This window comes from Natrononativus amylolyticus, assembly GCF_024362525.1.
Taxonomy (GTDB): Archaea; Halobacteriota; Halobacteria; order Halobacteriales; family Natrialbaceae; genus Natrononativus; species Natrononativus amylolyticus.
Genome location: NZ_CP101458.1, coordinates 883,688 through 902,219, shown reverse-complemented (window position 1 = coordinate 902,219; position 18,532 = coordinate 883,688). Strand labels below are relative to the sequence as shown.

Annotated in this window: 20 protein-coding genes and 1 tRNA gene; 13 read left to right on the top strand and 8 right to left on the bottom strand. The window is 67.8% G+C overall.

The features are described from left to right. Positions 1-108: 108 nt before the first annotated feature. Positions 109-561 (top strand): GtrA family protein, encoded by a 453-nt coding sequence (locus NMQ11_RS04570; RefSeq protein ID WP_255170222.1) that lies wholly within the window; start codon positions 109-111, stop codon positions 559-561. A gap of 60 nt (positions 562-621) precedes the next feature. Beyond that, positions 622-696, top strand: a tRNA-Met gene (locus NMQ11_RS04565). 155 nt (positions 697-851) lie between these two features. Here NMQ11_RS04565 and NMQ11_RS04560 read toward each other — a convergent pair. After that, entirely contained in the window at positions 852-1,337 is a 486-nt protein-coding gene (locus NMQ11_RS04560) for a hypothetical protein (RefSeq protein ID WP_255170221.1), read from the bottom strand. A gap of 109 nt (positions 1,338-1,446) precedes the next feature. Here NMQ11_RS04560 and NMQ11_RS04555 point away from each other — a divergent pair, with 109 nt between their 5' ends. Continuing rightward, complete coding sequence (locus tag NMQ11_RS04555) at positions 1,447-1,671, top strand: hypothetical protein (RefSeq protein ID WP_255170220.1); 225 nt, start codon at positions 1,447-1,449, stop codon at positions 1,669-1,671. 99 nt (positions 1,672-1,770) lie between these two features. On the opposite strand, the gene hpt is transcribed toward NMQ11_RS04555, so the two are convergent. The 3 genes from hpt to coaBC all read right to left on the bottom strand — a co-directional run bounded on the left by hpt (position 1,771) and on the right by coaBC (position 4,280). Then, positions 1,771-2,340: a hypoxanthine/guanine phosphoribosyltransferase gene (gene hpt, locus NMQ11_RS04550; protein ID WP_255170219.1), complete on the bottom strand. Its 570-nt coding sequence runs from the start codon at positions 2,338-2,340 to the stop codon at positions 1,771-1,773. A gap of 99 nt (positions 2,341-2,439) precedes the next feature. Then, positions 2,440-3,012: a DUF7344 domain-containing protein gene (locus NMQ11_RS04545; protein WP_255170218.1), complete on the bottom strand. Its 573-nt coding sequence runs from the start codon at positions 3,010-3,012 to the stop codon at positions 2,440-2,442. Between the two features lie 113 nt (positions 3,013-3,125). Further along, complete coding sequence (coaBC, locus tag NMQ11_RS04540) at positions 3,126-4,280, bottom strand: bifunctional phosphopantothenoylcysteine decarboxylase/phosphopantothenate--cysteine ligase CoaBC (protein WP_255170217.1); 1,155 nt, start codon at positions 4,278-4,280, stop codon at positions 3,126-3,128. A 111-nt stretch (positions 4,281-4,391) separates the two neighbouring features. On the opposite strand from coaBC, the gene NMQ11_RS04535 reads away from it, so the two are divergent. Next, a complete protein-coding gene (locus tag NMQ11_RS04535) occupies positions 4,392-5,585 on the top strand; it encodes an AGE family epimerase/isomerase (RefSeq protein WP_255170216.1) in 1,194 nt (397 codons plus the stop codon). 101 nt (positions 5,586-5,686) lie between these two features. On the opposite strand, the gene NMQ11_RS04530 is transcribed toward NMQ11_RS04535, so the two are convergent. Next, positions 5,687-8,755 carry a PAS domain-containing protein gene (locus NMQ11_RS04530; protein ID WP_255170215.1) on the bottom strand — a complete coding sequence of 1,023 codons (3,069 nt, stop codon included), beginning with the start codon at positions 8,753-8,755 and terminating at the stop codon, positions 5,687-5,689. Positions 8,756-8,968: 213 nt separating this feature from the next. On the opposite strand from NMQ11_RS04530, the gene NMQ11_RS04525 reads away from it, so the two are divergent. Then, the gene (locus NMQ11_RS04525) at positions 8,969-9,295 is read left to right on the top strand and encodes a DUF7344 domain-containing protein (RefSeq protein WP_255170214.1); all 327 of its coding nucleotides are present in this window, start codon (positions 8,969-8,971) and stop codon (positions 9,293-9,295) included. A gap of 182 nt (positions 9,296-9,477) precedes the next feature. Here NMQ11_RS04525 and NMQ11_RS04520 read toward each other — a convergent pair whose 3' ends face one another. Further along, entirely contained in the window at positions 9,478-10,212 is a 735-nt protein-coding gene (locus NMQ11_RS04520) for an NAD(P)/FAD-dependent oxidoreductase (protein ID WP_255170213.1), read from the bottom strand. Positions 10,213-10,320: 108 nt separating this feature from the next. Here NMQ11_RS04520 and NMQ11_RS04515 point away from each other — a divergent pair, with 108 nt between their 5' ends. Further along, positions 10,321-10,899 carry an SRPBCC family protein gene (locus NMQ11_RS04515; protein ID WP_255170212.1) on the top strand — a complete coding sequence of 193 codons (579 nt, stop codon included), beginning with the start codon at positions 10,321-10,323 and terminating at the stop codon, positions 10,897-10,899. Between the two features lie 82 nt (positions 10,900-10,981). Beyond that, positions 10,982-12,319 (top strand): Trk system potassium transporter TrkA, encoded by a 1,338-nt coding sequence (gene trkA / locus NMQ11_RS04510; RefSeq protein WP_255170211.1) that lies wholly within the window; start codon positions 10,982-10,984, stop codon positions 12,317-12,319. 26 nt (positions 12,320-12,345) lie between these two features. Here trkA and NMQ11_RS04505 read toward each other — a convergent pair whose 3' ends face one another. Continuing rightward, positions 12,346-12,963, bottom strand: a complete 618-nt coding sequence (locus NMQ11_RS04505; protein WP_255170210.1) for a cupredoxin domain-containing protein — start codon at positions 12,961-12,963, stop codon at positions 12,346-12,348. A gap of 92 nt (positions 12,964-13,055) precedes the next feature. Here NMQ11_RS04505 and NMQ11_RS04500 point away from each other — a divergent pair, with 92 nt between their 5' ends. From NMQ11_RS04500 to NMQ11_RS04485, 4 genes are all read left to right on the top strand, one after another. Beyond that, the gene (locus tag NMQ11_RS04500; RefSeq protein WP_255170209.1) at positions 13,056-13,481 is read left to right on the top strand and encodes a DUF5791 family protein; all 426 of its coding nucleotides are present in this window, start codon (positions 13,056-13,058) and stop codon (positions 13,479-13,481) included. Between the two features lie 63 nt (positions 13,482-13,544). Continuing rightward, on the top strand, positions 13,545-13,724 hold the full coding sequence (locus NMQ11_RS04495) for a hypothetical protein (RefSeq protein ID WP_255170208.1): 180 nt from the start codon (positions 13,545-13,547) through the stop codon (positions 13,722-13,724). Between the two features lie 63 nt (positions 13,725-13,787). Further along, the gene (locus tag NMQ11_RS04490; protein ID WP_255170207.1) at positions 13,788-14,687 is read left to right on the top strand and encodes an SDR family oxidoreductase; all 900 of its coding nucleotides are present in this window, start codon (positions 13,788-13,790) and stop codon (positions 14,685-14,687) included. Between the two features lie 95 nt (positions 14,688-14,782). Beyond that, a complete protein-coding gene (locus NMQ11_RS04485; protein ID WP_255170206.1) occupies positions 14,783-15,970 on the top strand; it encodes a DHH family phosphoesterase in 1,188 nt (395 codons plus the stop codon). Here NMQ11_RS04485 and NMQ11_RS04480 read toward each other — a convergent pair. Continuing rightward, positions 15,967-16,764 carry a PfkB family carbohydrate kinase gene (locus tag NMQ11_RS04480; RefSeq protein WP_486651785.1) on the bottom strand — a complete coding sequence of 266 codons (798 nt, stop codon included), beginning with the start codon at positions 16,762-16,764 and terminating at the stop codon, positions 15,967-15,969. The two genes, NMQ11_RS04485 and NMQ11_RS04480, sit on opposite strands and share 4 nt — an antisense overlap. Here NMQ11_RS04480 and NMQ11_RS04475 point away from each other — a divergent pair. After that, entirely contained in the window at positions 16,720-16,980 is a 261-nt protein-coding gene (locus NMQ11_RS04475) for a hypothetical protein (RefSeq protein WP_255170204.1), read from the top strand. The genes NMQ11_RS04480 and NMQ11_RS04475 overlap by 45 nt on opposite strands. 436 nt (positions 16,981-17,416) lie before the next feature. Continuing rightward, on the top strand, positions 17,417-18,502 hold the full coding sequence (locus tag NMQ11_RS04470) for an aldo/keto reductase (RefSeq protein ID WP_255170203.1): 1,086 nt from the start codon (positions 17,417-17,419) through the stop codon (positions 18,500-18,502). Positions 18,503-18,532: the final 30 nt, after the last annotated feature.

The window sequence follows — 18,532 nt, the reverse complement described above, 5'->3', positions numbered from 1 at the left end:
GCTTTACCGGTCGGCTGGGGTGGGTACGGACGAGGAGCCTCGAATGGAGCGCCAACGCAGAGAACCGGTCGACGACTCGAGCGACGAGCAGTCGACACCACCCCGACGATGACCGACTCCCTCGCGGCGGTCGTCCGCTCCCGGCTCGCCGCCCTGCGCTCGAGCGAACGCTTCGCCCAGTTCGCCTCGGTCGGCTTCGTCGGCGCGACCGTCGACAACGCCGTTCTCGTCCTGCTCGTCGAGCTGACGGTTCTCGGACCGGTGCTCGCGAAGGTGATCGCCTGGGAGCTGGCGATCGCCGTCATCTTCGTCGTCAACGAGCGCTGGACGTTCGACTCGCACGGCAAGTCGGGCTCTCGAGCGCTCGGACGGCGATTTCTGCGCTCGAACCTGGTCCGGCTCGCGGGGCTTCTGGTGAGCCTGAGCGTGCTCGCGGTTCTCGTCTACGGCTTCGGCGTCTGGTATCTGGCGGCGAACGTGATCGGGATCGGAATCGGCTTCTTCGTCAACTACACCTTCGAGAGCCTCTACACCTGGAAGGTCCACCGCAGCGGGCGATAGAAACCCGCATACGGCATCCGAATCACAACCCTTAACTACCGAACCGGGTTAGGAAGAGCCAGCGGGATGGGATAGCCAGGAGATTCCGGCGGGCTCATAACCCGCAGATCGGTAGTTCAAATCTACCTCCCGCTACTTTTCGACGCGAACAATCACGAGGAACGGAGTGACGAGTGCGGTGAGCGTCGAAAATACGACGAGTAGATTTGAACCAGGGAGCAGCTTCGCTGCGACCGTGGTTCAAATCTACCTCCCGCTACGTTTCGACGCGAACAATCACGAGCACCTCGTCACTCGAGACGCCGCCCGTCGAACCACCCGCCCAGACCGGTCCGGAGCGCGTACTCGAGCGCGCCGACGAGCAGCGCGAGCGCGAGCGGGACGAACCAGAAGAAGAGGTACGCGGCGTCAGGGCGGAGCGTGACGCCGGGTGTGACGCCGGCCTCGCGGGCGGCCTCGAATGACTGCCAGCTCCGGTAGGTGGCCCACGAGAACACGACGAGGAGGGCGGCCGCGGGCGTCACGAGCCGGCCGTGAACGAGGAGGACGGCGGCGACGCCGCCGAGGACGACGAGTCCGAAGACGACGTACGCCGTGACGAGGGCGGCCGATGGCTGGGCGGGGTAGTAGCGCGTCCAGACCGACTGCTGGCGGACGAACGCACCCACCCACAGGACGGCGGCCGCGTGGACGACGCCGGCGACTACTCCGAGTCGAATCGCGGCCCACGAGGGGGCGGTTAGCGCTTCCCGGAGGCGGCGAACGGGAGGGAACACACTCGAGTAACGTGTTGTGACCGTGATAGCTTTTCGGGGTCCACTCGAGGCTCCGGTGCCTCGAAGGCAACCAGATTATTGGCGCTTCGCGTCCTCGTCTCCGAACGGGATGACGACCACCACCACCCGCGAGTGCCACCGGCGCGACTGTGACGAACCCGCCGCGTTCGTCGTGCGCGAGCGATACCAGGAGGAGACCGGACAGGGAGCCGTCGAAGCAGTGGCCACACTATGCCGGGCACACACCGCCGAGGAACACCCGACGAATCTCGACGGCGCCTACCCGGACTACGTGTTTCGCGTCGAACCGCTCTCGGCGACGAACGATCAGTAATACGGACCCCTGTCCGTCAGTTCCGGCACAGCCGCGAACTGCCCTGCGACTGTGCCGGGACATCGGCACAGCAGACCGTCTGAGAACTCGAGAACCGGCTCAGTCGTCGCCCTGCTCGTCGACGATGACGACCTCGCCGTCGACGACGTCGACGTTGATCAGCGTCTTCGCGTGGTAGCCGGCGTCGGCGACCTTGTTCTCGCCGCCTTCCTTCTTGATGACGGCGACGGTGTCGATGACCTCCGCACCGATCTCGTCGAGCGCCTCGAGCACCGCTGCGAGGGTGCCGCCGGTCGAGAGCACGTCGTCGAGGACGAGCACCTTCTCGCCCTCGCGGACGTCGTTGATGTACATCTCGTTTTTCGAGTACCCCGTCTGCTGGGAGATGGCGACCTCGTCCGGGAGGCCGTACTCGCGCTTTCGGATGACGGTCAGCGGGATGTCGGTCATCAGCGAGACCGCCGTCGAGATGTGAATGCCCATCGCCGCGGGGGTGACGATCCGGTCGACCTCCTCGAGTTCGGCCTTGCGGATGATCCGGATGACGATCTCTCGCAGCAGTCCGGGGTCGAGTTTGGGGACGCCGTCGCTGATCGGGTGGACGAAGTAGTGGTAACCGTTCTTCTCGATGATCGGCGCCTCGAGCAGGGACTGCTTCAACTGATCCATGTCGTGGGTCGTGCGGTGAGCGAGTAAAAGCTGACGATACGCCCGGCAGTGCGGTGTTTACTGCCACGCTGGCGCGTGTCGACGCGTCTTCCGGCGGGGTCACTCCTCGCGATAGCTGAGTTCCGGCGGCTGCTCGCCGTGGCCCAGACGCATGTTTCGCTCGTGGTAGATGTGTGCGGCCGCCGTCAGGGTGACCGTCACGGCGATGATCGTCGCCCAGATCAGCTCCGACAGCAGCGTCAGCGGGTAGATCCCCATCCAGAGCGCCGCGACGAGCGCACAGCTGGTCGCCCCGAGCGAGAGGTACAGTTCGCGCCAGGCGAACTCCCGACCGGGGACGATCTCGAGGTAGACGCTGATGTCGTCGGTCCGGTCGGTCGGCTCGATGATGCCGTGGTCGGAGTCGAACAGCAGGATGCCGGCCTCGTCCATCTTCGGGAGGTGGGTTTGCTGGAGCGTCGTGTAGACGCGCTTACGCTGTTCGGGGGTCACCTTCTCGGGGACGGTGTCGTACTCCCAGGCGGCGACCTGCTGGGCGAGGTCGCCGAGCTCGGTCGGCCGCCCGTCCTGTTTCAGAAACTGGAGGACGTACCGGCGCCGTTGGTTGCGAAGGACCTCGAAAATTTCGCCCTTCGAGAGCGGTTTCGACTGCGCCTGAACGTTCGTGCTCATCTTCGTCATCATCTCAGCGAGCGGGACGATCCCGATCCACGACTGGTTACCTCACCGGAGGGTCGCCACCTATATAATTCCCTTGACGGCCATGCTTCGGCGCGCGAATCACCTCACTCGAGGACGACCGCTATCGAGTCGGCGATCTCCGCGGCGAGTCCCGCCTTCGTCCCCTCGTACGCCGCGGCGCTCTCGGCGTGGACCAGCAGCGCCCGGGTGCGCTCCTCGCCCATCACGCTCGCGTCGTTGGCGACGACGAACGCGAGGTCGACGCGCTCTAGGGTTTCCCGGGCCGCCTCGATCATCGCCTCGTCCTCGCCGGAGGTCTCGGCCTTGAAGCCGACGATCGGTAGCTCCGGGTGGCGCTCGCGGATCTCGTCGATCAGCTTCGGCGCCGGGTCGAACTCGAGGGTCAACTCCTCGCCCGAGCGGATCTTCTCCGGGCTGGCCTCGATCGTGTAGTCGCTGATCGCGGCCGCGGAGACGAGCGCGTCGGCGGTTTCGCAGGCCTCCGCGGTCGCCTCGAGCATCTCCGCGCCCGACTCGACGGTTCGAACCTCGGCATACGGGACGTCCGGACCGTCGTGGACGAGGGTGACCTCGGCCCCGCGAACGTAGCATGCCCGTGCGACCGCTCGGCCCATCTTCCCCGACGAGCGGTTGGTCAGCACGCGCACGGGGTCGATCGTTTCGGTGGTCGCACCGCTCGTGACGACGACGTGTTCGCCCGCGAGCGGGCGCTCTCCCGACGCGCGTGCGACGCCTGCGACGATCGCCTCCTCGGTGGCGATCTTCGCCTTCCCCTCCTCGAGTCGCGGCTCGACGAACTCGACGCCCCAGGACTCGACGCGGTCGATGGCCTCGAGCACGCCGGGGTGGTCGTACATCGGCTCGTGCATCGCGGGTGCGATCACGACCGGCATCCCCGCGCCCAGGGCGGTCGTCGCACAGGTCGAGACGGGCGTGTCGTCGACCGCGCCGGCGATCTTCCCCACCGTGTTCGCCGTCGCGGGGGCGATCAGCAGTACGTCGGCCCACCCGTCGTAGCCACAGAGGTCGACGTGTTCGACCGCGCCCGTGATCTCGGTGACGACCGGCTCGTCCGTCGCGAACTCGAGCGCCCAGGGGTGGATGATTCCCTGCGCGCTGCCCGTCATCACGCCCCTGACCGACGCGCCGTGTCGTCGCAGTTCGTGGGCGAGTTCGACCGTCTTGACCGCGGCGATCGACCCCGTCACCCCGAGTGCGACGTTGACTCCCTCGAGCATTCGTGCCGTATTGCCCCCGCGGAGGCTTTAATATTGGCGAGACGACGGTGCGGCGCGGACGGGCAAACACGGACCTGAACCGCTTTGTGACTGGCGGGAGACGGCTCATCCGTGACCATCTATCGTACCGAACGAGGCCTTCGCCACCAGTTTCGAGACGTCCTGAACTTCTACTATCCGGACTGTATCGACACCGCGATCGGCGGCTACGTCGCTCAGCTCGACGAGCGGGAGGGGTACGTCTACGACCCGCGCTCGAGACACCTCGTCGCGACCGCGCGCGGAATCCACAACTTTAGCCTCGGCGTGCTCGCCGACGGCCCCGGCTGGTGTCGCGCTGCGGCCGAACACGGCATGAGCTTCCTCGAGACCGCCCACTGGGATTCCGACGAGGAGGGCTACGACTGGCTGCTCGAGGGGCGCGAGACGGTCGACGCCACGCGATACGCCTACGGCCACGCCTTCGTCCTTCTCGCGGGCGCCCGCGCCCATCAGGTCGGGATTTCTGGCGGCCTCGAAACCCTCGAGCGGGCCGCCGACGTGCTCGAGAGCCGCTTCTGGGACCCCGAGTACGATCGGTTCGCCGATCAGGCGACGGCCGACTGGGGAACCGTCGAGCCCTACCGCGGCCAGAACGCGAACATGCACGCCTGCGAGGCGTACCTCGCCGCCTACGAGGCGACGGGGAGAGAGCGGTTCCTCGAGCGCGCCCTCGCCGTCGCCGATGCCGTCGTTCGGGAGGGGGCGTCGGAAACGGACGGCCTGCTCTGGGAGCACTTCACCGAGGAGTGGGAGCCGGACCTCGAGTACAACCGCGAGGAGCCCGCAGACCGGTTCCGGCCCTGGGGCTACCAGCCAGGCCACCACGCGGAGTGGGCGAAGCTCCTGCTGTTGCTGGCCGAACACCGTTCGGAGGGGTGGCTCGAGACCCGCGCCCGCGAACTGTTCGACGCTGCTGTCACCCGCGGCTGGGACGACGAGCACGGCGGACTCTGCTACACCGTCGAGGCGAGCGGTGAACCGGTCGTCGCCGACAAGTACGGCTGGGTACACGCGGAGGCGATCGGCGCGTGCGCGCTGCTCGCGGCTCGAGACCCGACGTACGGGGAGTGGTACGACCGCCTCTGGGCGTACGCGACGGAGAACCTGATCAACCCGCGCTACGGCAACTGGTACGAGCGGGTGGCTCGGGACGGCTCGCGGGACGGGCCGAACCGCGGCGTCGAGGTCGAGCCCGGCTACCACCCGCTTTCGAACTGCTGGGTGGCGATGGAGGCGGTCGCGGCGGGCGCGTTCTCGTCGTGAGCCGCGTCGACGGTCGTCTCGGCGTCTCTGCGACGCACACGGGTCACACTGCGCGGGGGTTTCGGTGACGTTCGCCGGCTCAGACCGTTCTCACCGGGGGTTCAGTCTGATCCCCGGTCGTCCAGCGCCACCCGGAGGAGCTTTCGCTGGGCGCTTCGGAGGTGCTGGTGGTAGGTCGCTGCGGAAATGCCGAGCGAGTCGGCCACTTCTTCGCCGTTGGTGTCTCGAGGCCACGCGAAGTAGCCGGCGTAGTAGGCCGCCTCGAGCGCCGCCCGCTGGCGGTCCGTCAGTCGCTCGAAGAAGGCGCTCTGTGGCCCCGTCGCGGGCTTCCGGTCGCGGTCCACCTGTCGCTGGCTAACGAGCTCGATCCTCGGATACGTCTCCGTAATCGAATCGACGATCCGGCGAACGTTCGTGCTCGGCGGAAGGTGGAGCCGCATGTAGTAGTCGCCGTCCTCGATCCGCGCCTCGTCGATGGAGCCGCCGTACGCGGTGATGGTCGAAAACATCGGCGGGTCGACCAGCCGCAGTTCGAAGTGGGTCGCGTCGCCGTCGATTCGGAGGGCGTGTACCGACTCCCAGTGAGGGACGCTCTCGGCGTCGACCAGCGTCTCGATCGCCGCCATCGCGTCCTCCGTCGCGGTACCGTACTCGAGGAACACGCCGTCGCCGGCCGGGACCGCCCGGTCGTGCGTGATCGTCCCGTCGACGGCCTCGAGACCGTGGATCGCTCCGAAGAAGTCCCCGATCGTGAACTCGAGTTCGATGACTTCGTCGCTCATCAGGGCGCGCTGGCGCTCGATGGCGGCGATCGCGTGACCGATGATCTCGCCGAGTTGACCGATCACCGACCGCTCGTCGTCGGTGAACGCGTTCGGTCGATCCGCGTAGACGGCCAACACGCCGTAGAGGGTGTCCTCGTATACGACCGGGATCGCGGCGGTGGATGCGGATCCGGAATCGTGATCGAACTCGAGGTCACGGGCCACCTGCATCTCGCGCCGCGAGATCGCCCGTTCCACCGGCTCGCGGTGCCACTCGCCGTCCCGATTTACGGGGATCGTGGCGTCGTTCAGGGTGCCGTCGACCGCTGCCTCGGCCCGCAGGGTAATCGCCTGCGACTGTACGTCGACGTCGCCGATCCACGCGAACTCGTACGAGTCCGACGCGGCGAGGCGTTCACACACCGTCTCCTCGATCTCTTCGCGCGAGGACTGCTCGATGACCGCGTCCGTAATGTCACGGACGACCTCGTGTAGGCTGTTCAGCGCCTCGAGCTGGTTGCGGTGTCGCTCGAGTTCCTTCTCGGCTCGTTTCCGCTCCGTAATGTCGACGAGCGCCCCGGGGAACGTCACGGGATTCCCGTCGTCGTCGCACTCGACGGAGCCGCGGGCCACCACCCATCGGACGTTGCCGTCCGCGTTCCAGACGCGGTATTCCTCCCTGTACTCCCCGCCCGTCGCTACGACCGACTCGACGCTGCGTTCGACTCGCTCGCGGTCGTCCTCGTGGATAGCGGAGACGAACCGATCGATCGGAACGCCGGTCCGGGCCGCTTCCGGGTCCACACCGAACATCCGGGCGAACGACGCGCCCGCGACGAACCGGTCCTCGGGGATGTGCCACTCCCAGGTACCGACGGCACCGGCCTCGGTCGCGGCCTCGAGTTGTGACTTGGTCTCCCAGAGGAGTTTTTCGCGCTCTTTCCGTCTGGTGACGTCCTGTGACATCGCCGTGGCGGCGAAGACGTCGCCGTCGTCGTCACGCACGGGGACGAAGTGAAACTGGTAGACCCTGTCGTCTATCGTATCCTCGAATGTCGAGGGTTCGCCGTCGAGCGCGGCCTCGTAGCGCGGGGCGACGACGTCTTCGATCTCCGGCGGCAGGACGTCGCGAACGCGTTCGCCCTCGAGTTCCGCTCTCGGCACGTCCGTATCGCCTTCCAGCCTGCCACCGAAGGAAACGTACCGGCACTCCTCGTCGACGAGAGCGACCGCTCCGTTGGGGTAGTTATCGATGAGCGTCTGGTACTGCCGTCGGCTCTCCTCGAGGGCGCGCTCGCGGTCCTTTCGCGCCGTGACGTCCTGAACGTTGCCGACCGCCCGGACGGGTTCGCCCTCGTCGTCGAAGTAGAACTCGCCGCGGGCCTCGATCCACCGCTGGACGCCGTCGGTGCGAACGATTCGGCACTCGAACGACCAGTCGCCGGACTGGAACGCTGCCTCGAAACTCCCTTCGACGCGCTCTCGATCGTCCGGGTGGACGTGCTCGAGGAACCGCTCGAAACTCCAGTCGTCGATCGGCTCCTCGTAGCCGAAGATCCGGTCGTGTTGCGGCGAGCGGACGGGCGACGCTTCGGTCCGGAGATCGAGTTCCCAGGCGCCGATCTCGCCGGCCTCCAGCGCGAGCCGTAACCGCTCCTCGCTTTCGCGTAACTCCCCCTCGACACGTACCCGTTCGGTGGTTTCGATCGCGGTGGTACGGACGCCGACGACCGACCCGGCCTCGTCGCGCACGGGAACCGCGGAGATATCGAAGTACGCCTCTTCCGGCTCGTCGCGGTGCGCGAGCGTAACCGACACGGTATCGAAGCGGACCGCCTCGCCCGCGAGCGCCCTCTCTACGGGGGAGTCTCCGCCGTCGGCCGACAACCAGACTTCGTGAAAGGGCCGTCCGAGCGCCTCGGAGTTCTCGCCCAGGAGCCGGTCGTAGGCGTCGTTGTAGATGCAGGTGAGATCGGACCCCCACGCGAGAACGGTCGGAAACTCGGTGGAAACAACCATGTCGACCGCCGTTCGCAAGCTCTGTGGCCAGTCCGCCGTCGGACCGAGAGGCGTCTCGGACCAGTCCATCTCGCGAATGCGAGCCCCCGTTTCCCCGCCGGACGGAAACTCGAGCGGTGGATCGTCCGCGGGGGCGGTTCGCGGGTCGTCTCCGCGGCTCCCGTTCCGGCGACGATCACGCGGCGCTCGCCACCAGATTCGGGCACTGGCACCGGCTTTCTTGGTCTCGAGTTCGCCGTGCTCGACGAGTCGCTCCAGGCGTTCGTAGGTGCTTCGCCGCCCGAGGTCGAGGCGATCCGCCGCTTCGGTCGTCGTCAGAGGGATGCCCGACCCGTCGAACAGGGCGAGGGTTTCACGAAGAGCGTTCGTGAGAGAGCCCGAGGACATAGGGTGCCCAGCAGCCCACCGCTCTTTAACCCTCCGGAAGTGGAGGCTCGTTGCGGACCGTACCTCGCTCGGACCGGGCCGAACCCGCGGCCCCCTCGTCGAACTCGCCGTTCCCCCTCGTTGTGGCGGGCTCGTACCAATCGATTTAGGGACGGTGACTATCAGCGCATCGCCCATACGTGGCGTATCCTCTCACGGGAGGAGCTAAGACCTATGTCCAACTCATCGAGTAATCCTCCGCGCGACCGATCTGGAACAGTTGTACTCGCCGAGTCGGAGTTTCACCGACTCCTCGCCTCGAAGCGCCGTCGAATTCTGCTCGAGATTCTCGACGAGCGCCCTCCCCCCATCGACCTCGAAGCGCTGGCGCTGGCGGTTGCGGAGCGCGAAAGCGGCACCGAGAGCGAACGGCCGGCGGACGTCCACCGGGTGGCGATCACGCTCCACCACCAGCACCTGCCCGCGCTGAGCGACGGCGGAGTCCTCGAGTACCGGCCAGCAGCCAACCGCGTCGACTCGTTCGACGGCGTGGTCCGGTAGCGACGCCCGCCGCGAAGCGCCTGCCGTCTCCGCCGTCGTAGAGACGGGAACGGACCGTCTTCCGATTGAGCGCCAGGGTACGGCGTCGCCTTCTCGCGAATACGTACGGGTGTCAGTCGAGAGGATGCGCGGCTGTCGATACGCGGGACGTGTCACGAATCGGCGGTCCGTGCCGGCGGCCGTTACCGCTCGACGCTCGGGTGCATTGTCGGCTCCTCCTCGAGCGGTTCGGCGAGCCACTCGAGCATCGTTTCGCGCGCCCGCCGGTCCCGCTCGAGGCGTTCGTCGTCGCCGATCTCTTCCGTTGCGGGTGGCACCTCCCGGTCGCGACCGGTGAAGTAGCCCTCCGGGGTGACCCAGTCGTGGTAGAAGGCGGTCTCGGAGTCGTGGATCGCCGCGAGGGCGACCTTCGCGCCGTGGCCCGCGGCGACGATCGACTGGTGGGGCTCGCCGGCCAGCCGACCGGCGGCGTAGATGCCGTCGACGGCCGTTCGCCCGGCCTCGTCGACGCTGACGAAGTGTTTGCTGCCGCGCTGCTCGCGGCCGACGTCGAGGGGGACCAGGTACTCGCTGTCCGACCAGGAGGCAGCGATGAGCCGCCGGGTCTCGAGCGGCTCGCCGCCTTCGGTTTCGACGACGAAGCCGGCCTCGAGGTCGTCCTCGTCTCTCGGTTCCACCGCGGTTACGCGCCCCAGTTCGAAGTCGGCACCGGCAGTCGTCGCCTGTTCGCGGACGAGTCGGAGGTAGAGTCGGGCGTCGATCCCGTCGGGGAAGCCGGGGTAGTTCTCGAGGCTGGCGTTGCGCGCGAGGATCGACTCGCCCCCGTCGACGACGAGGGTGTCGAGGTCCGCGCGGGCGGTGAAGATCGCAGCGGCGAGGCCGGAGACGCCGCCGCCGACGATGAGTACGTCTCGCATGAGCGTTCGTTGACGGGGACGGGTATAGAAGGCTGCCGACTCGCAGCCCCCGACCGCGGGGGCTGTCGGAACGGTAATCCTTACTGTGGATCCGTCCCTATCGGGGGTGTGGACCGAATCCTCGTCAGTACGGTCGTCTACCGCGAGCCCGAGGCGGTGTTTCCGTACCTCGAGTCGTTTCCCGACTACCCGCGATACAGCGAGCACCTGAAGGCGGTTCGACGGGTCGATTCGGGGGCCAGCGGCGCGGCTGCCGGAGCCGACGGTGCCGGGAGCGAGCAGACCGACGGCGGCACGAGCGGCCCCGTTTACGACCTTCGGGTCGCCTGGTGGGAACTCTCCTACACCGCCCGGTCGGAGGTCACGGACGTCTCCGCGCCGACCTCGCTCGAGTGGCGGCTGATCAAGGATCTCGACGCCCGCGGGGAGTGGCGCGTCGAGCCGGAGCCGGAGTCGGCCCCCGAGGGCGAGGAGACCGCCAGCCGCGTCTACTTCGACGCCGTCTACGACCCACACTCCGCCGACGAGAGCGCGATCTCGCTGCCGCGGTTCGTCTCGATGGGGTGGGTAATCCGGAAGATCCAACCGAAGCTGCTCGAGGAGGCCGAGCGGGTGGTCACTCGGCTGGTCGAAGACGTCGAGGGGCGCTCCCGCGCCGTCGATCTCACACTTCACGAGGCGCCGTGACGGCGGCTGTCGGCGCTGAGCCGATGGTAACTCACTTACCATCCGCTCGAGAAGAGTCGCCTATGGCGCGGGTGAATCCGTCGTGCGCGTGATCGTTATCGGCGCGGGCGAGGTCGGATCGAACATCGCCGAGAGCCTCGCTGACGACCACGACGTCGTCGTCGTCGACCGCGACGCCGAGCGCGTCGAGTCGATCACGTACTCCCTCGACGTGCTGGCGATCGAGGGCGACGGCACCGACCTCGAGACGCTCGAAGAAGCGGGGATCGAGAAGACGGATCTGGTCATCGCGAGCACGGACGGCGACGAGACGAACATCGTCGTCTGCGGTACCGCGAAGACGATCGACGACCCGTTCACGATCGCGCGGGTGAAGCGGCCGACCCTGTTGCGAACCTGGGAGCGCTCCGAGGAGGCGTTCGGTGTGGATTTCATGGTGTGTACCGACCTGCACACGGCCGAGACGATCGTCCGGATCGCCGGGCTCCCCGGCGCACACGACGTCGAGACGTTCGCGAACGGGCTCGTCCACATGGCGGAGTTCGAGGTTCGCCCCGACAGCCCGATCGCCGGCGAGACGGTGTCGGAGGCCGACCGCTTCGAGTCGCTGACGTTCGCCGCGATCATCCGCAACGGCGACGTCGTGATCCCGACAGGGGAGACGGTGATCGACCCTCACGACAACGTCGTCGTCATTGGCTCGTCGGTCAGCGTCCGCGGCTTCGCGAGCGACCTCACGCCCGCGCCGACGCTCGAGGACGCCGACGAGATCGTCATCGTCGGCGGCAGCGAGATCGGCCTCCAGACGGCCCGCCTGTTCGAGGCTGAAGGACTGTCCCCGAGACTCGTCGAGCGCGACCCCGACCGGGCGCGAGAGCTGGCCGAGCGACTGCCCAACACGCTCGTTCTCGAGAGCGACGCCACGGACATCGACTTCCTGGTTCGAGAGCACGTCGACGAGTCCGACATCGTTATCGCCACGCTGGACAGCGACGAGAAGAACCTGCTCGTCTCGCTGCTTGCAAAGCGGATCGGCGTCGAGCGCACCGTCGGCGTCGTCGAGTACGGCGAGTACGTCGAACTCTTCGAGACCGTCGGCGTCGACGTCGCGGTCAACCCGCGGGTCGTCACCGCAGAAGAGATCACCCGCTTTACCCGCGAGGAGAAGACGGAGAACGTCGCGATCCTCGAGTCCGACCGCGCGGAGGTCCTCGAGATCGAGGTCGGTGACGATAGCGTCCTGGACGGAAACCGGATCCGCGACGTGATGGCCGATCTCCCGGACGGGGTCGTCATCGGGGCGATCACTCGAGACGGCGAGTTGATCACGCCGCGCGGGGAGACGGTCCTCCATCGCGGCGACCACGTCGTGATCTTCCTCGATACCGAGGTGCTCGACGCGGTTTCGAAGCTTCTCTGAAGGGTCGACGAACCGCCGGCGGTCCCTTACTGGGACTCGCCGCCGTAGCGCATGAAGAAGTAGACGAGCGACAGCGTCGACACCATGCCCGCGACGGTCGCGATCACGAGCGTCCAGGCGGCGTCGGGAACGACCTCCGCCGGTCCCTCCGCGGCGCCGCCGCCGTCGGGGTCGACGACGACCGTTCCGTCCATGCCGGGGTGGGGGTCGCAGGTGTAGGCGTACTCACCCTCGACGTCGAAGGTGAACTCGTACTCGCCGTCGGAAATGAGGTCCGGGTGACCCTCCCAGTCGGCGTCGTCGGGCTGGGAGGTGGGGTTGATGTTGTGGTCGATATCACCGACCCACTCCCAGACGACCGTCGTTCCCGGCTCGACGGTCACCGACTCGGGCTCGTAGTAGTTGTCGCCGATCTCGATGTGTTCGGTGCCGCCGCCGCCGTTTTCGTCCCCGTCACCGTCGTCCTCCTCGTCGCCGTTTTCCTCGTCCTCGTCGTCACCGTTCTCGTCTTCGTCGTCGCCGTTCTCCTCGTCGTCCTCCTGGGCGAGCGCCGTCGCGCTCACGCCGACCGCGGCGGCCCCGGCGGCCGTACCGACGAGAAACACCCGTCGCGAAAGCGGATCGTCGTCCTTGAGTGGGTTCATGGCCGTGGCTTAGGAACGACCGGTACTGAAATCTTCGGTTCCGATCCCCGCCGATGGTAACGCCTTTCAGCGCCTCTCCCGTCCCCTCGAGTATGTTCTACGAGCAGCGGATGGCCGCCCCCGAGTCCCCGGCGGCGCTGCGTCGAGAGTACGACGACGAACTGTCCCGACTCGTCGCATCTCGCGGCCTCGAGGAGGCGGCCGCGGCGACCGGGATCGACGCCGACCGACTTGAGGCGCTCGGAGACGGCGACGTCCCCGACCTCGCCCTCGAGGAGGCCGCCGAGATTCAGGCGCTCGGAGACGGCGAACCCGACCCGGAGACGATCGTCGAGATCGCCTGCGAACACCTCCTGCTCGGGATGTCGACGGCGATCCTCGACGTCGACTCGCTCGCGAACGCGGTCGAGGCGGACCTCGACGCAAAGGAGATCCAGCAGAAGATCGAGCGGCGAGCACCGATGACCTTCGACGAGTACGTCCACCTCCAGTACGCCATCGCCGACGAGCCGCGCTGAGCCGGGAGCCGGTCGCAGGTTCGGGATCAGTAGCTATTTCAGGCGGCTGCGGGCAGAAGTGGTATGGACGTCTCGGAGCTCCCCTGGGGGTCGTTTCTGGTACAGACGATCGTGATGTTCGGGGTACTGCTGGGGTTTCAGTACGTCGTCCGCGGCGAACTCACGCTTCCCATCGCGATCATCGCCGCGGTCGGCTTCTTCCTCGCGCTGGCGGCGACCCACTGGTACAAACACCGCGAGTGACGGAGAGACCGCAACCGGCGGTTGAAACACACTGTTATGGGCGCTCGGTCACGTAGAGCGGGTATGCGCGTTGTAATTCTCGGCTGTGGCTACGTCGGCCTCGAACTCGGCCGCCAGCTCGCCGACGCCGGCCACGAGGCCGTCGGCGTCCGGCGGTCGGCCGACGGTGTCGCGGCGATCGAAGAGCGCGGGTTCGACGGCGTCCGGGCCGACGTCACCGACGCGGCGGCGCTTCGGGCGGTGCCGGACGCCGACGCGATCGTCTTCGCCGCGAGCAGCGGCGGCCGCGGCGCCGACGCGGCCCGCGAGGTGTACGTCGACGGTCTCGAGACGGCGATCGACGCCTTCGGCTCGCGGGAGTCGCCGCCGGACCGACTGCTCTACACCTCCTCGACGGGCGTCCACGGCGACCACGGCGGCGACTGGGTCGACGAGGAGACGCCGATCGAGCCCACGACGGAGAAGACCGCGGTCCTGGCCGAGGCCGAGCGGATCGCCACGGAGCGCCCGCCCGAGTACGGCTTCCCCGGCACAGTCGCCCGCTACGCCGGGCTGTACGGCCCCGACCGGTACCGCCTCGAGCGCTACCTCGAGGGCCCCGTCACGGAGGGGTACCTGAACATGGTGCACCGCGACGACGCCGCCGGCGCGGTTCGGTTCCTGCTCGAGGAGGGACTCGCCCGCGGCGAGGTCGTTCAGGTCGTCGACGACGAACCGGCCTCGAAGTGGGCGTTCGCCGACTGGCTCGCCGCCGAGTGTGGTGTCGACGAGCCACCGAAGCGGACGAAAGCCGACCGCCTCGCGGCGGCCGATCTCTCGGAACCGGCGCGGCGCCGGATTCTGACGAGCAAGCGCTGTTCGAACGCGAAGCTCCGCGAATTGGGCTACGAGTTCGCCTACCCCACCTACCGCGAGGGGTACCGCGCGGCGATCGACGCGTTCTGCGAGGAGCGGACCCGCTGAACCGGGGCGGATGGCTGCCGCCTCGAGGCCAGTTCCCCCCGTCGAAGTCTTCTCTGGGGGGAACCTTCATGGGTATTGGATTTGAGTGTGGGGGTATGGGAGTCCGGGGCGTGCGACTGACCGGTGGTCGCCTCGACGAGGTGGCTGCGGTCGAGGGAGGGCTCGACGCCGTTCGGGGGACGGATCCGCTCGTTCTCTCGCTGACCGTGGTGAGCCTGGCGGCCGTCGTCGTCGGGGGGTGGTGGCTCGTACGCTGGCTTCGCCGACCGCCGGGCGCCAGGCTGCGAAACCTGCTCGCGAAACAGGAGGCGGTCACGGTGTTGATGCACCCGAACCCCGACCCGGACGCGATGGCGTGTGCGATGGGGGTCGCCGAGATCGCCCGCGCCGCGGGAACCGACGCGACCCTCCAGTACCCCGGCGAGATCCGCCACCAGGAAAACCGCGCGTTCCGAACGGTGCTCGGCCTCGAGTTCGAGCACGTCGAGTCGGCGTCCGATCTGGCCTCGGACGCGGTCGTCCTCGTCGACCACAACACCGCACGGGGGTTCACCGGCGCGCAGATGATCGAGCCGCTGGTCGTCGTCGACCACCACCCCGGAAACGGAAGCGGAACGGCGTTTACCGACGTCAGAACCGACTACGGCGCGGCGTCGACGATCGTCGCCGAGTACCTCGAGGAGATCGGCGCCACCGTCGACCCGGCCGATGACAGTACGTCGCTCGCGATCTCTCCCGAACTCGCGACGGGGCTCATCTACGGCATCCTCTCCGATACGAACCACCTCACGAAGGGCTGCTCGACGGCCGAGTTCGACGCCTGTCGCTACCTGTTCCCGGGCATCGACGAGGACCTGCTCGACCGGATCGCCAACCCGCAGGTGAGCGACGACGTCCTCCGGACGAAGGCGCGGGCGATCACCGAAAAGCGGGTCGAAGGTCCCTTCGCGGTCTGCGACGTCGGCGATATCAACAACGTCGACGCGATTCCCCAGGCGGCCGACGAGTTGATGCAACTCGAGGGCGTCACCGCCGTCGTCGTCTACGGCAAGTACGACGGAACGCTCCACCTCTCGGGGCGCTCTCGGGACGACCGGGTTCACATGGGCGAGACGCTTCGACACGCCGTCAGCGACATTCCGATGGCGAACGCCGGCGGCCACGCCCGGATGGGCGGCGGCCAGCTTTCGGTCGAACACATGAACGGAATCGGTCCCTCGGACGGGATCAGCGTCTCGGAGTTCGAAGACCGCGTCTTTTCGGCACTGGCCGGCGAGCGCTAGCGCCGCTCGACGAACGCCCGTAGCGTCTCCGGATCGCCGGTTCTGGCCGTGGCGACGAACCGGGCCGCACAGGCGTTGCCGAGCGCGAGCGCCGTGTCCCACGACCAGCCCCGAGCGCGCCCACAGGCGAGTCCGCCGGAGAACCGGTCGCCGGCGCCGGTGGTGCGCGTGGTTTCTCCCGCCTCGAGCATCGCCACCGTCGTCGTCCCGTCTCGCGTGGCCGGGGCGGCCTCCTCGGCGCCGTGGAGCACGGCGGCGCTGATCCCGAGCGAGGATCGCAGGCGCTCGAGCGCCGCGCGATCGACGTCCGGTTCGGCGGGACCGCCCGTCGCGGCGATGGCGGCGGTACACTCAGCGCGGTTTCCACTGAAGACGACCTCGAAGGCGGCGTCGGCGCTCCCCAGCCCCTCGAGGACGGCCGCGAGTTCGTCTTCGCCTATCGCCCCGATCGTGCCGAGGTCGGCCACCAGCGGCGGCCGCCCGCGAGCCGGCTCCGTCGAGCCGAGCGCCTCGAACACGCCGGACAGGCGGGGAAAGGAGGCCGCGTTGACGCAGCACAGCGCGTCCGCGCTCGCGAGCCGCTCCCAGTCGACGGCAGCCCGAAGCTCCTCGAGACCCCACCCCGTCTGGGTGCCCGCCCGCTCGGGGAACAGCACCCCACCGCCGTCGAACGTCAGCACGCGGACCCGCGCGGGCTCTCCCATCGACCGCGTCTCGAACGGGAGTCGCTCAAAGATCGGGTGCTCGAGGTGGCCGACGACCGTCGCACGGTCGCCGAGCGCGTCGACCTGCAGCGCCGCATTGACGGCCTGTCCGGCGGGTCGACACTCGCGTTCCTCGAGCGCGAACGCATCGCCGTCGCCCTCGAGGAGCTGCTGGCCCAGTGCCTCTCGGGACTCGAGCCGCTCTCGTTGGATGCCTGTGCGGATCCGTGCCCAGCTATTAGTTGCACTTACTGCCAGGGTGTCAGCGGCTCCATCGGTGAAACGTTCAGTAACCCGCTGTCGTAATCTATCACAGACGTGTTCTTCTGAAACCCTGATAGAGCGATAGCCATCCGGCGAAACGAAGGAAAGAGCGAGCTAACGTTCAGCTTCCTCAAACGCACACGAGTACGCGTCGTAGACGATCTGACTTCGTCACTACTAATCACTCAGCAGTTCCTCGCTCCGCACGCGGGTCTGTCGGCAGGAACCATGCCGCAAATCCATCGGGCTCCGCCGATAGCTCAGTACGTACAGCGGGACCTGAAAGAAATCATCTGATCAACGCCCGCTAAACCGGGTGAGGCAGATCGTTGCGACGCCGCGTTTCCGCCCACCGGTCTACATCCGGTTGACGCGGCTGTCGAGAGCGTTTTTGTTGCGCACCTGGGCGCCTCGAGGTGGGAGACGACCGCCGAGTTCGGCAGTCGGACTTTTGTTTCCGACCCGCCAACCCTCGAGCATGGCAACCGGCCCCGCGACCTGGGACTACCGCGACGCCCACCACGAGGAGTTCGGCAATACCTACTTCCGGCGCTACGGCGACGGCCTCGTCTCGAGCATCGGCCTCGGCACCTACCTCGGCGAGCCGACGGACGCGGTGGACGAGGAGTACGAAGAGGCGATCCTGACGGCCCTGGAGTCGGGCTGTAACGTCCTCGACACCGCGATCAACTACCGCTGTCAGCGCAGCGAGCGGGTCGTCGGCCGCGCACTCGAGGAAAGCGACGTCGACCGCGACGCCGTCCTCGTGGCGACGAAGGGCGGGTTCGTCCCGTTCGACGGCGAGCGCCCAGATAATCCGGGGGAGTTCGTCAAAGAGGAGTACGTCGACGCCGGCCTCGTTTCCCGCGAGGACCTCGTCGCCGGCAGCCACTGTATCGCGCCCGACTACGTCGAGGACCAGCTGGACCGGTCGCTCGAAAATCTCGGGACCGAGATCGACCTCTACTACGTCCACAACCCCGAGACGCAGCTCCGCGAGTACCCCCACGAGCGGGTGTACGACCAGCTCGAGGCGACGTTCACGCGACTCGAGGAGCGGGCGGCGGCGGGCGACATCGGCCACTACGGGGTCGCCACCTGGGAGGCGTTTCGGGTGCCCGCAGACCACCCCTCGTACCTCTCGCTGCCCGAGGTGGTCGAGCGCGCCAGGGCGGCCTCCCGGGAGGCGGGGACCGGCGGCACGCACTTCCGGGCGATCCAGCTCCCGTTCAACGTCGTGATGGCCGACGCGTTCACCGTCGCGGCCCACGAGGGCGCCGACGGGGCGACGAGCGCGCTCTGGTTCGCCGCCGACGCCGGGCTGAACGTCTTCACGAGCGCGAGCATCGCCCAGGGCGACCTCGCCGAGGAACTGCCGGAGGCGGTCGCGGCGCGTCTCGAGGGCGACTCGACGGTCCAGCGGGCGCTCAACTTCGCCCGCTCGGCCCCCGGCGTAACGTCGTCGTTGGTGGGGATGCGCGGGCGCGCTCACGTCGAGGAGAACGTCGCGGCGGGACGATTCGATCCGCTCGGTGCCCAGGCGTTCGACGCGGTCTTCGAGTAGCGACCGCGCCAGACTCGCCGCAGCCGCCGC

Bases quoted from the DNA above. Each gene is read 5' to 3' on its own strand.
- NMQ11_RS04570 (WP_255170222.1), top strand. From the start codon at position 109: ATGACCGACTCCCTCGCGGCGGTCGTCCGCTCCCGGCTCGCCGCCCTG.
- NMQ11_RS04555 (WP_255170220.1), top strand. From the start codon at position 1,447: ATGACGACCACCACCACCCGCGAGTGCCACCGGCGCGACTGTGACGAA.
- hpt (WP_255170219.1), bottom strand. From the start codon at position 2,340: ATGGATCAGTTGAAGCAGTCCCTGCTCGAGGCGCCGATCATCGAGAAG.
- NMQ11_RS04545 (WP_255170218.1), bottom strand. From the start codon at position 3,012: ATGAGCACGAACGTTCAGGCGCAGTCGAAACCGCTCTCGAAGGGCGAA.
- coaBC (WP_255170217.1), bottom strand. From the start codon at position 4,280: ATGCTCGAGGGAGTCAACGTCGCACTCGGGGTGACGGGGTCGATCGCC.
- NMQ11_RS04530 (WP_255170215.1), bottom strand. From the start codon at position 8,755: ATGTCCTCGGGCTCTCTCACGAACGCTCTTCGTGAAACCCTCGCCCTG.
- NMQ11_RS04525 (WP_255170214.1), top strand. From the start codon at position 8,969: ATGTCCAACTCATCGAGTAATCCTCCGCGCGACCGATCTGGAACAGTT.
- NMQ11_RS04520 (WP_255170213.1), bottom strand. From the start codon at position 10,212: ATGCGAGACGTACTCATCGTCGGCGGCGGCGTCTCCGGCCTCGCCGCT.
- NMQ11_RS04505 (WP_255170210.1), bottom strand. From the start codon at position 12,963: ATGAACCCACTCAAGGACGACGATCCGCTTTCGCGACGGGTGTTTCTC.
- NMQ11_RS04500 (WP_255170209.1), top strand. From the start codon at position 13,056: ATGTTCTACGAGCAGCGGATGGCCGCCCCCGAGTCCCCGGCGGCGCTG.
- NMQ11_RS04495 (WP_255170208.1), top strand. From the start codon at position 13,545: ATGGACGTCTCGGAGCTCCCCTGGGGGTCGTTTCTGGTACAGACGATC.
- NMQ11_RS04490 (WP_255170207.1), top strand. From the start codon at position 13,788: ATGCGCGTTGTAATTCTCGGCTGTGGCTACGTCGGCCTCGAACTCGGC.
- NMQ11_RS04485 (WP_255170206.1), top strand. From the start codon at position 14,783: ATGGGAGTCCGGGGCGTGCGACTGACCGGTGGTCGCCTCGACGAGGTG.
- NMQ11_RS04470 (WP_255170203.1), top strand. From the start codon at position 17,417: ATGGCAACCGGCCCCGCGACCTGGGACTACCGCGACGCCCACCACGAG.